The organism is Lysinibacillus sp. UGB7, from assembly GCF_049058285.1.
In the GTDB taxonomy this organism is placed as follows: domain Bacteria; phylum Bacillota; class Bacilli; order Bacillales_A; family Planococcaceae; genus Lysinibacillus; species Lysinibacillus sphaericus_B.
The window spans coordinates 41,988-57,225 of record NZ_JBMGUV010000010.1; the positions used below are offsets into that span (position 1 = coordinate 41,988).

The window sequence follows — 15,238 nt, forward strand, 5'->3', positions numbered from 1 at the left end:
AACAGTTTATAAAGCGGATATAGTAGTGACTACATAATGTGATAACGAAATTAAATATTCTTTAATCAGTTTGATTATTAACTGCAATCGATTGACAAGCATGGCTGACTAAATTGTAGAAAAGCGATTTCAAAGCAATAAACAAATATTGTGTGGGATGAGCTACCTGATATATAGTCGGGTAGCTCATTTACTAGATTATTAAATAGGTAAGAGGTTTTCAGTGTTAGTCAAAAAGATTGCAATCTTAATTGGAAGTATTGTATATTTTAATCAATAATGATAATCATTATCAATTATTAGTGTAATAAATCTATAGTAAAAATACAGAAATAGTATTAAAGAAATGGGAGGTCTCACCAATGTTATTACAACGTTTTTTTTCTTATTACAGGCCATATAAGGGATTATTTATACTAGATTTTTCTTGTGCTATTTTGGCAGCCCTCATCGAGTTAGCTTTTCCATTGGTATTAAATAAGGTGATTGACGACATCCTTCCTGATGGTGAACTAAAGTGGATTGTAATGGCGAGTTTGCTGTTGCTCTTGTTATACATATTCAATTCGATTTTAGATTTTATAGTTTCTTATTGGGGACATATGTTAGGGATTAATATTGAAACAGATATGCGTAGGGAATCGTTCAGTCATGTGCAAAAACTTTCTTTTCGTTATTTCGATAATAACAAAACAGGGCATCTTGTCTCACGCTTAACAAATGATCTAATGGATATTGGTGAGCTTGCACATCATGGTCCAGAGGATATGTTTATTGCTGCCATGACGATTATTGGCTCTTTCGGCGTGATGTTTTACATTGATCCAACCTTCACACTGCTTATATTTATTCTGGTACCAATCATTCTTTTGCTTACGATATTTTTTGGCAAGCTTATGTCAAAAGCGTTCCGTCAAATGTTTGGAGATATCGCCGATTTTAACGCACGTGTAGAAAACAATGTAAGTGGTATTCGAGTTGTACAAGCATTTACCAATGAGGAACATGAAATTAAACGCTTCAAGGTCAATAATAATCGATTCAGAACGACCAAACTATTTTCTTATAAAGTAATGGCGTGGAATGAAGCAATTTCAGGTATTTTAACAAAAATTTTATCATTATTCACACTTTTTGTAGGTGCGTACTTTGTTTTACAAGGGCAGCTAACCAATGGTGAGTTTATCGCTTTCATCCTATTATCAGGTATTCTTTTAGGACCTATTAACAAAATTAATATGTTTATAGAGACTTACCCAAGAGGGATGGCTGGTTTTAAACGTTATATTGATTTCCTTGAAACAGCACCAGAAATTGCTGATCGCCCAGAGGCGAAGAGTATTGAAGTCATAGAGGGAGACATCGCATTTAGCAATGTATCTTTTGGTTACACAGATAATGAACGCGCCTTAAATAATATTAATCTTAATGTTCGTCCGGGTGAAACGGTTGCACTTGTTGGACCTTCAGGGGCAGGTAAATCAACCATCTGTAGTCTGTTACCACGTTTTTACGAGGTAAGTGAAGGGGCTATTAAGATTGACGGAATCGATATACGAGATTTCAAGTTACAATCTCTTCGTGCACATATCGGGATTGTACAGCAAGATGTGTTCTTATTTGATGGCACAATTCGAGAAAATATTGCTTACGGTGATTTAGACGCCAGTGAAGAGGATATTTGGCATGCTGCAAAGCGTGCACAGTTAGAGGAAGTTATTAATGCCTTGCCAGAGGGCATGGATACCTTAATTGGTGAACGTGGAGTCAAGCTATCAGGAGGGCAAAAACAACGATTGTCCATAGCACGTATTTTCCTGAAAAACCCAAGAATATTAATTTTGGATGAGGCAACCTCTGCATTAGATACAGAAACAGAGAAGGCAATCCAACAGGCATTAAATGAACTATCCATTGGACGTACTACATTAGTTATTGCTCACCGTTTAGCAACCATTAAAGACGCTGATCGCATCGTTGTTGTGTCAAAAAAAGGCATTATTGAGGAAGGCACACATGATGAATTAATGAATATCCAAAATGCTTATTATGGCCTTTATACAGCGCAATTTGGTTTGCAAATTTAAATTATCCTTATAAAGAGCGTTCAATCATAGTGTAGAAATGGTAGTTTTGCTTTATCATTTCTACACCTTTATCTAACAATAAATTTATTCCTAAAAGGGAAAGGAAGTTTAATATGTCAGTCCTTGAAATAGAACATGTTGCCATAGGCTACTCATCTACATTAATTGTGGAAGATTTAAGTGTAGCGATTCCAAAAGGGCAAATTTCTACAATTATCGGTCCCAATGGATGTGGGAAATCTACATTATTAAAGGCTGTGGCACGTGTACTTAGAACACAAGATGGTGCTGTATACTTGGATGGAAAAGCAATTCATCAGTTGAAAACAAAAGAGGTTGCTAAGAGAATGGCAATTCTGCCACAAACAGCAACAGCTCCAGGTGGATTGACAGTTTTTGAATTAGTATCCTACGGTCGATTTCCACATCAAACAGGCTTTGGTACGTTGCGTAAGGAGGATTTTGAATATATTCATTGGGCTATTGATGTCACAGGACTAAGGGAATTTAGTGATCGTCCAATTGAGGCATTATCGGGCGGTCAGCGTCAACGAGTATGGATTGCTATGGCGTTAGCTCAAGGTACAGATATTCTTATACTGGATGAACCAACAACCTATTTGGATTTAGCGCATCAGCTAGATATTCTTTTATTATTGCAAAAGTTAAATGAAGAAGAGGGCCGCACGATTGTTATGGTATTGCACGATTTAAATCATGCCTCTCGTTTTTCTCAATTTATGATTGCGATGAGAAGCGGGCAATTGAAAGTAAGTGGTAAACCAGATGAAGTAATGACAAAGGAAAACTTACAAGAAGTATTTAATATTGATGCGACGATGGCCCTTTGTCCGTATAGCAATAATCCAATTTGCTTATCTTACCAATTATATGAAAAAAATAAGTAATGCTGAGTAGTTAAAGTAAATTTCCCACCATTGGAGAGCTCTTAATTCTCTTAAGAAGAAAGAGCAACTAAGCTAAGACCGCCATACCAGGTTGACCTTAACAAATCGAGCTTTTACAGGAAGTGAAACGCTCTTCAAAAATGTTGATTTCACTCAAATGCTGTGGTGGTAGTTTTATAGCCCGTCAAATGTGGGATGAATTTTTAATCGGATAGATATAAAGGAGGAAAAGCATGACTACGTCAGCAGAAGCAGTAGAAGGGCTCGGAAAATTAGAAGAGCTACAAAGACGTTCTCATCCAGTACGTGCTGTCGTGGCACTAATTATAGGTCTTATTGGATTAGTATTTGCTATTGGTTTGTCCATTTCATTTGGAGCGGCTGATATTTCATTAGGCACTGTTTGGACAGCCGTTTTTCATTTTTCACCAGATTTAACGGCACATCAAATTATACGAGAAATTCGATTACCACGTGTACTTGGTGCAGCGTTGGTAGGTGGATGCTTTGCGGTGGCAGGCGCTATTATGCAAGGAATGACACGTAACCCGTTAGCAGACTCAGGTTTATTAGGTTTAAACTCGGGAGCGGCATTTATGCTTGCAGTTTGTTTTGCTTTTTTCCCTGGTTTACCATACATGTTTTTAATTTTATGGTCATTTGTTGGAGCAGGGTTAGGTGTAGCCATCGTTTATGGTATAGGTTCGTTGGCAAAAGGTGGTCTAACTCCTATGCGATTAGTACTTGCGGGGGCAGCTGTTAGTGCGCTTCTAGGCGCATTGGGAGAAGGTATTGCACTCTATTATCGTATTGGACAAGATTTAGCATTTTGGTATGCCGGTGGTGTGTCTGGGACGAAATGGTATCACCTTCAAATATTGTCACCTTGGATACTTGTCGCTATGATTGGTGCGCTTATATTGTCACGTTCCATTACGCTCCTTAGCCTAGGTGAGGAAATTGCAATTGGGCTAGGACAGCGCACAGGCGTTATTAAAGTTTGGGGTATGATTGTAGTGCTAATTTTAGCAGGAGCAGCTGTATCTGTAGTAGGAGCAGTTGGCTTTGTTGGATTAATTATTCCACATTTAACGAGATACATAGTAGGTCATGATTACCGTTGGATTATTTCTTGTTCGTTAGTGTATGGAGCTTTACTTGTTGTGTTAGCGGATCTTACTGCTCGCACCATAAATCCTCCTTACGAAGCACCGATTGGAGCAATTATTGCCTTTATCGGTGTTCCATTCTTCCTATACCTAGCGCGTAAAGGAGGAAAAGAATTGTGAGTAATAATAGTTTTTTAACAGCCAGTCAACAAAAGGCTAGAAAGAAAAATATCTTCATTTTAAGCATATTAGCAGTGTTAATTGTTATTACGTTTGTGATTAGTATGAATACAGGTGTTATTAAACTGACACCAATGGAGGTCATACGTACTCTATTTGGTCAGGGGGATGCACAGCAGCAACTAATTTTATATGAATTTAGACTTCCACGTATTATTATCGCTGTATTGGTTGGGATGGGTTTAGCTATTTCAGGCGCCATTTTACAAGGTATTTCGAAAAATGCATTAGCTGATCCTGGTATTTTAGGGATAAATGCAGGTGCTGGTTTAGCGGTAATGTTGTTTATCTCATTCTTTCCAGCAACAACAGCGGCTCCAGTATACTTACTTCCTGTGTTAGCTTTTATAGGGGCAGGATTGACAGCCATAGTTATATATACACTTTCCTATAAACGTCATGAAGGGATTACTCCAATGCGCCTGTTATTAACAGGAATTGCTGTAGCAGCAGGTATAAGTTCAGCAATGATTGTGTTGACGCTTCGTTTGACACCTGAAAATTATCAATTTGTTGCTACTTGGTTAGCGGGTAGTATTTGGGGTTCGAATTGGAAATTCGTTTTATCTTTGCTGCCGTGGATATTGATATTATTCCCATTCGTTTATGCTAAATCACGGGTATTAAATATCTTGAATTTAGGGGATTTAACGGCCGTTGGTTTAGGTGCTTCCATTGAAAAGGAAAGACGTTGGCTATTAGCGGCATCAGTTGGTTTAGCTGGTGCAAGCGTTTCAGTAAGTGGCGGTATTGGCTTCGTTGGTTTAATTGCACCCCATTTGGCACGTCAGCTTGTTGGGGCTAAACATCAATTCTTACTGCCAGTATCAGCATTAGTGGGGGGATTACTCGTCTTATTAGCTGATACAATTGGTCGTTCGATTTTAGAACCCTCTGAAATTCCAGCAGGTATCGTAGTTGCTGTCCTAGGAGCACCATACTTCTTATATTTGTTGGCACGTATAAAGGAATAAGGAAGCAGTATTTTTTAGCAATTTTTCATTGAGAATGAATATTATTATCATACGAAGGGGAAGTTGAAAATGAAAAAACGAAATATATTTTTCCTAGGATTTCTACTTATATTTGCACTTATGCTTGTAGGTTGTGGCAGCAAAGATAACACTACTAAGGAAAGCAATGGAGATAGCAATGCTAAAGAAGAAATCGCAGCTACAACAAAAAAGGTACAAACAATTAACGGAGAAATTGAAATCCCTACTAAAGTTGAGCGTCTAGTTGTAGATGCGTATTTACCAACATCATTGTTACTAGGAGTTAAGCCAGTTGGTGCAACACAACGAGACTTAGAAAATGTCCATATTCAAAATCAGATAGGGGGCATTGCAAGTATAGGAGAAAATAGTGTTGAAGCAATTTTAGCGTTGAAACCAGATTTAATACTAACAGCATCTGGTGAACCAGAAGATTACGAAAAATTTTCGAAAATTGCTCCAACGATTGTGATTCCATACGAAACATATCGCTCGGTTGAAGAAGAAGTGGCGGGGCTTGCTGAGATTTTTGGAAAACAAGCTGAGGGAGAAGCTTGGTTAAAAATGTTTGAAGAAAAAGTAAATGAGCATAAAGAGAGATTAGCATCTGTTATGGATGAAAACGAAACAGTTTCTATTTTTGGAGCATTCGGCAAAGACTTTTACTTATACGGTGACGGTATTTATCGTGGTGGGCAAGCAATTTATAAAAAATTGCAATTGCAAGCACCAGAACGAATTAAAAAGGAATTAATTGATGCAGGTGAAACGTATAAACAAGTGTCATATGAAGTGTTACCTGAGTATGCAGGAGACTATATTTTCCTAGATGAATCAAAAGGTGCCGAGTTAAACAAAAAAGATTCTTTATGGTTATCGATAGATGCGATGAAAAATAACAATGTCTTCTATTTAGCTCCAGATAGATTTTGGCCATATGATCCGATTGCTGTTCTTGCACAAGTAGAAGAAGTGGCAAATATGTTGATCGAAAAGAAAACAAGTGAAAAATAAGAAGCGGAGGTAAGCACAAAAATCTGCTAATAAATAACATAAATGAAATGAGGTATTTAGTATGTCAGAAGAACTGTATGATGTAACAATTGTCGGCGGTGGGCCAGCGGGGCTTTATACTGCTTTTTATAGTGGCATGCGTGATCTGAAAACAAAAATTATTGAATATAGCTCACAATTAGGTGGCCGAATGTTAATATATCCCGAAAAAATGATTTGGGATGTAGGTGGTGTAACGCCTATATTAGGTGGACAATTAATCGAGCAATTAGTGCAACAGGCCAAAACATTTGATCCAACAATTGTGTTGAACCAAAAGGTTGAAAACTTAGAAAAGCAAGCGAATGGTACATTTATCTTGACGTCATCGACAGGAGAAAAACATTATTCAAAGACAGTCATTCTAGCAGTTGGTTATGGCGTTCTTGCTATGCAAAAATTAGAGATTGAAGGCGCAGATCGTTATGAAGTCACGAATTTACATTATACTGTGCAGGAGTTAGAGGTTTTCCGTAACAAACATGTCCTCATTTCTGGTGGTGGCAATTCAGCTGTTGATTGGGCAAACGAGCTAGAGCAAATAGCGGCGAGTGTAACAATTGTCCATCGTCGTGATGAATTTGGTGGTCATGAAAAGAATGTTCTAAGAATGCGTGAATCTACAGTAAATGTAAGAACACCATATGAAGTGGTCCAGTTACATGGTGATGAAGATTTAATCAAATACGTCTCGATACAGCATAAAGAAACGGGCGAAACGGAACGTATTAAAATCGATGCAGTTATTGTTAATCATGGATTAAAATGTGATTATGGAGCACTAGAAAAATGGGGCATAAACATACAGGACGGAGTTGCCATTGTAAACGAAAAGCGTGAAACGAATATTGAAGGCCTATACGGAGCGGGCGACTTTATAGATCATCCTAGTAAAGTAAGATTAATAGCTGGGGCATTTACTGATGGTGTATTAGCATTAAATAGTGCAAAACTTTATCTAGAGCCGGATGCACCGAAAGTAGCGTATGTTTCGTCGCACAATATTCGTTTTAAGGACCGTAATAAAAAAATTGGTTTAGAAGATCATGATTATCGCGAAGTTCGCGGGTAAGTACTAGATTGAGATTAAAACTTAGCAATTTTCTTTCTTGATAAAAATAAATTATTTATGTTATAATTCTAAAGTATGTAACGTGTACATATGTAGCCGACATATTCGGGCTATGTAAGGTACAGTTCGATAATACTCTGTTCCAGATGGTTCAGGGCGAGAGGAGAAAACGAATATGAAACAAGGAATTCATCCAGACTACAAAGAAGCAACAGTAACTTGCTCTTGTGGTAACACTTTCAAAACTGGTTCAGTGAAAGAAAACATCGTTGTCGAGTTCTGCAACGACTGTCACCCATTCTACACTGGCCGTCAAAAATTCGCGTCTGCTGATGGTCGCGTGGATCGTTTCAACAAAAAATACGGTCTTAAAAACTAATGTTAGTTTAATACCTGCCAAGCATGTGCTTGGCAGGTATTTTTTTCAGTATATAGTGATTGTGTACGGTCAGCTTGGTCAATTACGTCTCAGCGTAATTAGCGCTGACGCTTCGCTTTCACACAAAACATTTGGCGTTCGGATTTTGAAGCGTGCTTAGGCATCTATGAGAGACGACACTATGTCGGTCTTTTTAATAATGTCAAAGGACGTTGCATTTTACCGATGTAGGTCAATGAAGCATAGCCGCTCACCATCATGGGATAACGCTACTGAAAAAGTGACAATTCATGATGGATAGAGGAAAGGGAGAAGACAAAATGGCACAGTTATACTTTAAGCATGGCGCGATGAATAGTGGTAAATCAATCGAAATATTAAAAGTTGCGCATAACTATGAGGAACAACAAAAGCCAGTGATGATATTTACATCAGGGCTTGATACGCGAGATGAGGTTGGATATGTCTCAAGTCGAGTGGGTTTGCGACAACAAGCCATCCCTGTATACGAAGATACAAATATTTACGAACTTGTGGAAAATAATGACGTGAAGCCTTACTGTGTACTCGTCGATGAAGTACAATTTTTAAAAAAAGCACACGTGCTGCAATTAGCGAATATTGTGGACATGCTTGGTATTCCAGTAATGGGCTTTGGCTTAAAAAATGATTTTCAAAATGAGCTTTTTGAAGGCAGTCAGTATATGCTTACATATGCAGATAAAATTGAAGAAATGAAAACAATTTGTTGGTTCTGTCATAAAAAAGCGACAATGAATTTACGGGTTGATGAAAATGGATATCCTGTCTATACAGGGGACCAAATTCAAATTGGCGGTAATGATTCCTACTTTCCTGTATGTCGCAAATGTCACGCGCATCCACCACTATAAAGAAAGTGCTAAAATGCCAATTCTTTCGTACGTCGCGTCCCTATAGTAACAGTTGCCTATCGCAAAGCGTAGCGGGCTAAATTCATATTTATTTGTTGCAGCGACTTAACAGGAGTAACGCTTTAGCCGTATAAGAAAAAGTAGCATCCATGTGAAATTTTCCTTATACTAAGTAGTGGAATTAATGAACATGTTAGGCTGTAGTTGTCTCCTATTATGACAGTGCTTAGGGGTGTTAGTCACTTCGGTCATGTCACAAGACGTGGACATATAGTCTGAGTCTCCTGGATTCAGGTAATGTTTGGCTGTCCACTAAATAGAGTTTGAAATGCAGTATTCATGTCACCAGAGTTGGAAGACTACTGCTAAATAAAGTTAAATAACTAAATAGAGGTGAAATCCATGTTTGATCGACTGCAAGCCGTAGAGGATCGCTATGAAAGACTGAATGAGCTTTTAAGTGACCCCGATATCGTCAATGACAGTAAAAAATTACGTGAATATTCTAAAGAACAGTCGGATATTCAGGAAACAGTAGATGCTTATCGTGAATATAAAGAGGTAAAAGAGCAATTAGCAGATGCACGTGAAATGTTAGACAGCGAAAAAGATCCTGACATGCACGAGATGGTAAAAGAAGAGTTCAATGCATTAAAAGAACAGCAAGAAGAACTAGAAGAACGCTTGCGTGTGTTATTAATCCCGAAAGATCCGAATGACAACAAAAACGTTATTATGGAAATTCGAGGAGCAGCTGGTGGTGACGAGGCTAATATTTTCGCAGGGGATTTATTCCGCATGTATTCTCGTTATGCAGAGACACAGGGCTGGAAAATCGACATTATGGAAGCGACGCCAAACCCAATGGGTGGCTATAAAGAAGTTATTTTTATGATTAACGGACAAGGTGCGTATTCAAAATTCAAATTTGAAAATGGTGCACACCGCGTACAACGTGTGCCAGCAACTGAATCACAAGGTCGTATTCATACGTCAACAGCGACAGTTGCGTGCTTACCTGAGGTAGAAGAAGTAGACGTTGAAATTCATGAAAAAGATATCCGTGTTGATACATTTGCATCTTCTGGTGCGGGTGGGCAGTCAGTAAATACGACGATGTCAGCTGTTCGTATGACGCACTTACCAACAGGTGTTGTCGTATCGATGCAGGATGAACGTTCTCAAATTAAAAACCGTGAAAAAGCAATGAAAATTCTTCGTGCACGTGTAGCTGATATGTATTTGCAAGAAGCACAAAAAGAAATCGATGCAACACGTAAATCAGCAGTTGGTTCTGGAGACCGCTCCGAGCGTATACGCACATACAATTATCCACAAAACCGCGTGACAGACCACCGCATTGGTTTAACGATTCAAAAGCTTGATCAAATCGTCGAGGGTAGATTGGACGAAATCATTGATGCGCTTATTTTAGAAGAGCAGGCATCAAAGCTTGAGCGCTTAAACGATGATCTATAAAAATGTGATGGAGGCCCTTGATTGGGCTTCTTCTTTTTTAGTGGATAACGGTCGTGAAGAGACGGCAGCACGCATTGTCATGCAGCACATTTTAGGCACTACATATGCAGGTGTCATGCTACACTTGCAGGATATGATAAGTGCTGAACAAAGTGAACAGTTTGTAGCACTAATTGAGGAGCATGCCAATGGGCGTCCTGTGCAATATTGTGTCGGTAGTGAAGAATTTTATGGCCGTACGTTTTTAGTGGATGAATCGGTGCTTATTCCTAGACCTGAAACAGAAGAGTTAGTACTTGGCACTGTCAATCGTATTGGTAAATTATTTCATGATAAAGCGTTGAAACTCGCGGATATCGGTACTGGTAGTGGTGCAATAGCTATTACTATGAAGCTAGAATGTCCTGGGCTAGTAGTAGTAGCAACAGATTTATCGGAGGAAGCACTATTAACAGCAAAAAAAAATGCGCGCTTACTAGCGGCAGATGTTGATTTTAGACTTGGAGATTTAACGGCACCACTTGCAGAGGAGAAATTTGATATTGTGCTATCGAATCCTCCATATATAGCATTTGACGAAGCACAGGAAATGTCTACTGTAGTGTTGGAGCATGAACCGCATAGTGCACTCTTTGCTGAAGAAGATGGGCTGATATTGTACCGTAAATTGGCTGAGCAATTACCAGCACTTATGAACAAGCCATCCCTGATTGGACTTGAAATTGGTTATACACAAGGGGAACAAGTGGCGAAGTTTTTTAAGGATAGTTTTCCACAGGCTACTGTGACTGTGGAAAAAGATATTAATGGAAAACCTAGAATGATTTTTTGTGAAATTCATGTATAAAGAATCTCCTTCTTGACAACAATGTTGAGCAAGGAGGGATTTTTATGTTAAACGAATACAAGATTATTAGATTACCTAAACAGAATATCTTACTAGCTCTTGGGAGACTAGTATTAATAGCAATAGTTTTAGAATTATGTATTTTATATATTCCATCATTAATAGGTGCTGCACAGGAAACTACGAATAGTGAGCAAGAAAACGATTTTCGTATAAGAGTGATTGCCAATAGTAATACAGCTAGTGATCAATTAGCAAAAGAACAACTTGTCAAAGAGTTGAAACCTTATTTTAAGCAAGTAGCTGCTACTAATGCTGTGGATAGCGAGCAATTTGTAACATTAAAACAGCAGATCGAAGAAGAATTAAAAGAAAATTATCCACAAGTGCGTACACAGGTTGTACTTGGGGATAACTTATTTCCACCAAAGAGACAAGATGCTAGGTTTTATCCACAGAATGTGTACCATTCCATCGTCGTGAAAATAGGTGATGGACGTGGCGATAACTGGTGGTGTAGCATATTTCCATCCATTTGTGAACCCGAAAAAGAGGATGTAGTGGAAGAAGAACAGGAACAGACAACATTCTTTATTTGGGAATGGATTAAAGGCTTATTCGAATAAATTGTGCACAAATTCAGACAACTTATACACAATTATTAGTAAGTTATAAACAAAATGTGGATAAATTCAGTAAATACGAACAATTGAAAGAAGGTATTCGTGATGAAAACCGTTTGTAAGATTGTGGACATTAATGTGAATAGTCAGTCAAATTATGCACAGGCTGTGGATATCTTAAATGCAGGTGAGGTTGTAGCATTTCCCACTGAAACGGTTTATGGTTTAGGCGCTGTTGCTACAAATGATTGTGCAGTAAAAAAAATATTTGAGGCAAAAGGTCGCCCTTCAGATAACCCACTCATTGTCCACATTGGTACAAAAGAAGAAGTTGAGCTTTATATAGAAGATATTACAGAAGTTGCAATAAAATGCATGGATTTATTTTGGCCGGGTCCTCTTACACTTGTTATGCCAGTAAAGCCAAATGTACTGGCGAAAAGCGTGACTGCAGGATTGAACACAGTTGGCATTCGCATGCCAAATCATCCCGTTGCATTAGCATTGCTCCAACATATTAAAAAACCACTCGCTGCGCCAAGTGCAAATCGTAGTGGAAAGCCAAGTCCAACTGAAGCCATTCATGTGAATGACGATTTACAGGGCTGTATACCTTATATCTTAGACGGAGGTTCTACAGGTATTGGTCTCGAATCAACTGTTCTTGATGTTACGCATGAGCCACCAGTCATTCTACGTCCTGGTGGTATTACAAAGGAAATGCTTGAGGAAGCAATTGGTCCGGTTATTCAGCCGACAACAATAGAACAAAAGATGGAGTCTACACCGAAAGCTCCAGGCATGAAATATACTCATTATGCTCCAAATGCACCTGTATATTTAATTCAGTGTGATAACAAGAAAGTGGAACAGGCCATACAGCACCTTCAATTACAAGGGCATAAAGTTGCGTTACTAGCGCCAGCAAGTTTTGTGGATAGCAAAGCAGATTATTATTTCTCGACTGGTGAAGCTGCTATTAAAGAAGAAATGGGTGCGGCGTTGTACCACGCTTTACGTGCTTGTGACAAAACCCAAGCCACAGTGATATTAGCAACGACAACATCTACTGAAGGTGTTGGTGCAGCCATTATGAATAGACTTGAAAAAGCTGCTGGTGGAAAATGGTATACAACATAAAATAATTAACTCATCTATTTTACAATAATAAAATAGGTGGGTTTTTTCGTTACTAATAGATTTTATAAATGTATGAGAAAAACTAATGATAATACTGTATTTTCTAGCATAAAATGATAAAATATTAGGTAGCGAGGGAGTGCGTTCTTGCAGGGAATTCTTGCAGGTGTTTTAACGTCTGTTGATGTAATTGGTTTATATGTATTGATACCAAATATCAGATATCGATTATTATTGTCTGTGTGGACGGCTGCATTGCATATGCTTTTCCCGTTGTTAGGATTTGAATTAGGAAATTATTTAGTACGTTTCTTGTTAGAATGGGGGCAATGGATTTCAAGTATTTTATTGTTTTGTATTGGCCTGCATTTACTATTATCCTCACATAAAAATGAAAAAATAACGATTTCACCGGTCCTTTTAGCTGTGACGGCTAGCCTAGACACCTTTTCAGTAAGTGTATCTTTTGGTATGCTCAATTTAGAGAAAACGATCTTTATCATTAGTGCAGGAATGAGTGCTCTTATTTGTTCATATGGGGCTTTAGTCATTGCACAGAGGAGTCAGGTGTTTTTTGGAAAGAATATTCAAATTATTGCGGGGGTTATTTTTATTATGATGAGTATTCTAGCTATCCAGCAATAAATTAACTAGTGGGAGGGTGATAAGTGTGAATATACTATTTGTATGTACAGGCAATACTTGTCGCAGTCCAATGGCAGAGGCAATTTTAAAGCATAAACAAATTAATAATGTTGAGGTTCGTTCGGCAGGTATTTATGCCATGCCTAATGCAGAAATGTCAGCACATGCGCAACAAATATTAGATGAAGCGAATATGCCCCATCAGCATTTAGCGACACAATTATCAGAAACTGAAATGGACTGGGCAGATTTAATTTTAACAATGACAACAGCTCATAGAGATACAATCATTGCTAATTTTCCTTATGCAGAAGGAAAGGTCTTTACACTTAAAGAATTTACGAGTGTAAATAGTTTAGAAAATGTTGTAGATCCCTATGGTGGCAGTAAAGCAATCTATGAGGAAACATTCACAGAGTTAAAGGAATTGGTAGATTTTTTAGTAAAAAAACTTGAAAAGAATTGAGGAGCGCTATGAAAAAACAGTTTGGTTTACGACTTAAACTAGTATTATTTGTCAGCATTCTTGCCCTAATCACATATAGTATCAGTTTTATATTCATTGAATTTGTACAACCTACCTTCTTCCCAGAAATCAATCGTAGACTGTTTGAAGTATTTACTTATATATTAGGGATTACTTGGTCAGGAATCCTAGCAGCAATATTCAGTGTTATCTTAATCAAACCATTACAACAACTTGAATATTCGGCTTCTCGCGTAGCACAAGGAAAAATTGGACAGGATGTAAAAATGCCAAAAACGAATGACGAGATTCACTCAGTGGCAGAGGCTTTCCAACAGATGGTGTTAAATTTACGACAAATGGTGGAAAGTATCGATCAAAACTTCCAACAAACGAACCAATCGATTATCCAGTTATCCGACGAAGCTGGGATTGCCACAAAAAAAGCGGAAGGAATTGCATCTACAGTGAAGCATATTTCCTCTGGAGCAGAGGCATCAGCTACGGCGGTACAAGATACAGCCGAGGCAATTGAAGATGTCCGAGCACTTGCGACTGAAGTGAATAGCAGAGCAGTACAGTCAGCAACGCAAACAAAAGAGATTCTACATAATTTAACGACAACAACAAATGCGATTGAAACATTGGTCAATAGTATTCAACAAATTGCAGCCGGTAATAATGAGGCATTAGTAAGCATTCGTGCGCTAGAAGATAATGCAGTGCAAGTGGAACGTATTATTAGCTTAGTTGGCGACATTGCTTCTCAAACAAATTTACTAGCGTTAAATGCCTCCATTGAAGCAGCGCGTGCTGGGGAGCATGGGAAAGGCTTTGCAGTTGTCGCTGAAGAAGTTCGTGGGTTGGCTGATGAAAGCGCAAAAGCTGTGCAGGGAATAACGTCATTGATTCAAACAATGCAACAAAATGTTGAAGTTGTCGTAAAACAAATGAACCAACAGGTAACCTTTGCAACAAAAGAGGCTGCTCGCGTCTCTGAAACAACGACCGCTGTTGAGGGGATGTCCTCAAGTGTACACGAGATGGCAACGTCAATTGTGGAGATTTCTTCATTAATCGAACAACAAATGCACAATATTGAAACGACTGCTAGACAATCGCAGGAAGTAGCGGCAATCGCTCAAGAAACATCCGCAGGTGCTCAGGAAGTTTACAGCGCAGCAGAGGAACAAGCTTATGCTATGGAACAGGTTGAGCAACTTGCACAGGGGTTGAAAAAGCAATCCGAAGAGCTTCATAAAATGATCCAACAATTTGATAGACAGGCATAGCTCAGCATCG

General features: G+C 38.4%; 15 protein-coding genes. All 15 read left to right on the forward strand.

The features are described 5' to 3' along the window. Window positions 1-362: 362 nt before the first annotated feature. The 15 genes from ACOMCU_RS11015 to ACOMCU_RS11085 all read left to right on the forward strand — a co-directional run bounded on the left by ACOMCU_RS11015 (window position 363) and on the right by ACOMCU_RS11085 (window position 15,228). The gene (locus tag ACOMCU_RS11015) at window positions 363-2,087 is read left to right on the forward strand and encodes an ABC transporter ATP-binding protein (RefSeq protein WP_010857970.1); all 1,725 of its coding nucleotides are present in this window, start codon (window positions 363-365) and stop codon (window positions 2,085-2,087) included. Window positions 2,088-2,200: 113 nt separating this feature from the next. Next, entirely contained in the window at window positions 2,201-2,995 is a 795-nt protein-coding gene (locus ACOMCU_RS11020; protein WP_010857971.1) for an ABC transporter ATP-binding protein, read from the forward strand. A 233-nt stretch (window positions 2,996-3,228) separates the two neighbouring features. After that, a complete protein-coding gene (locus ACOMCU_RS11025; protein ID WP_010857972.1) occupies window positions 3,229-4,284 on the forward strand; it encodes a FecCD family ABC transporter permease in 1,056 nt (351 codons plus the stop codon). After that, complete coding sequence (locus ACOMCU_RS11030; protein WP_010857973.1) at window positions 4,281-5,318, forward strand: FecCD family ABC transporter permease; 1,038 nt, start codon at window positions 4,281-4,283, stop codon at window positions 5,316-5,318. The genes ACOMCU_RS11025 and ACOMCU_RS11030 overlap by 4 nt, the downstream gene beginning before the upstream one ends. A 69-nt stretch (window positions 5,319-5,387) precedes the next feature. Beyond that, window positions 5,388-6,353, forward strand: a complete 966-nt coding sequence (locus ACOMCU_RS11035) for an ABC transporter substrate-binding protein (RefSeq protein ID WP_421050181.1) — start codon at window positions 5,388-5,390, stop codon at window positions 6,351-6,353. A gap of 61 nt (window positions 6,354-6,414) precedes the next feature. Next, complete coding sequence (locus tag ACOMCU_RS11040) at window positions 6,415-7,464, forward strand: NAD(P)/FAD-dependent oxidoreductase (protein WP_421050182.1); 1,050 nt, start codon at window positions 6,415-6,417, stop codon at window positions 7,462-7,464. A gap of 175 nt (window positions 7,465-7,639) precedes the next feature. Beyond that, window positions 7,640-7,843 carry a 50S ribosomal protein L31 gene (rpmE, locus tag ACOMCU_RS11045; RefSeq protein WP_010857976.1) on the forward strand — a complete coding sequence of 68 codons (204 nt, stop codon included), beginning with the start codon at window positions 7,640-7,642 and terminating at the stop codon, window positions 7,841-7,843. Between the two features lie 320 nt (window positions 7,844-8,163). Beyond that, on the forward strand, window positions 8,164-8,736 hold the full coding sequence (locus tag ACOMCU_RS11050; RefSeq protein ID WP_010857977.1) for a thymidine kinase: 573 nt from the start codon (window positions 8,164-8,166) through the stop codon (window positions 8,734-8,736). Between the two features lie 402 nt (window positions 8,737-9,138). After that, the gene (gene prfA / locus ACOMCU_RS11055) at window positions 9,139-10,215 is read left to right on the forward strand and encodes a peptide chain release factor 1 (RefSeq protein WP_010857978.1); all 1,077 of its coding nucleotides are present in this window, start codon (window positions 9,139-9,141) and stop codon (window positions 10,213-10,215) included. After that, window positions 10,205-11,062 carry a peptide chain release factor N(5)-glutamine methyltransferase gene (prmC, locus tag ACOMCU_RS11060; RefSeq protein WP_421050183.1) on the forward strand — a complete coding sequence of 286 codons (858 nt, stop codon included), beginning with the start codon at window positions 10,205-10,207 and terminating at the stop codon, window positions 11,060-11,062. The genes prfA and prmC overlap by 11 nt, the downstream gene beginning before the upstream one ends. Window positions 11,063-11,106: 44 nt before the next feature. After that, entirely contained in the window at window positions 11,107-11,688 is a 582-nt protein-coding gene (locus ACOMCU_RS11065) for a stage II sporulation protein R (RefSeq protein WP_421050184.1), read from the forward strand. A gap of 102 nt (window positions 11,689-11,790) precedes the next feature. Then, a complete protein-coding gene (locus ACOMCU_RS11070) occupies window positions 11,791-12,825 on the forward strand; it encodes an L-threonylcarbamoyladenylate synthase (protein WP_421050185.1) in 1,035 nt (344 codons plus the stop codon). Window positions 12,826-12,972: 147 nt separating this feature from the next. Then, the gene (locus ACOMCU_RS11075) at window positions 12,973-13,470 is read left to right on the forward strand and encodes a manganese efflux pump MntP family protein (protein ID WP_421050186.1); all 498 of its coding nucleotides are present in this window, start codon (window positions 12,973-12,975) and stop codon (window positions 13,468-13,470) included. A 25-nt stretch (window positions 13,471-13,495) separates the two neighbouring features. Next, a complete protein-coding gene (locus ACOMCU_RS11080) occupies window positions 13,496-13,936 on the forward strand; it encodes a low molecular weight protein arginine phosphatase (protein WP_421050187.1) in 441 nt (146 codons plus the stop codon). Between the two features lie 8 nt (window positions 13,937-13,944). Then, window positions 13,945-15,228 carry a methyl-accepting chemotaxis protein gene (locus ACOMCU_RS11085; protein WP_010857984.1) on the forward strand — a complete coding sequence of 428 codons (1,284 nt, stop codon included), beginning with the start codon at window positions 13,945-13,947 and terminating at the stop codon, window positions 15,226-15,228. The last annotated feature ends 10 nt before the right edge of the window (window positions 15,229-15,238 follow it).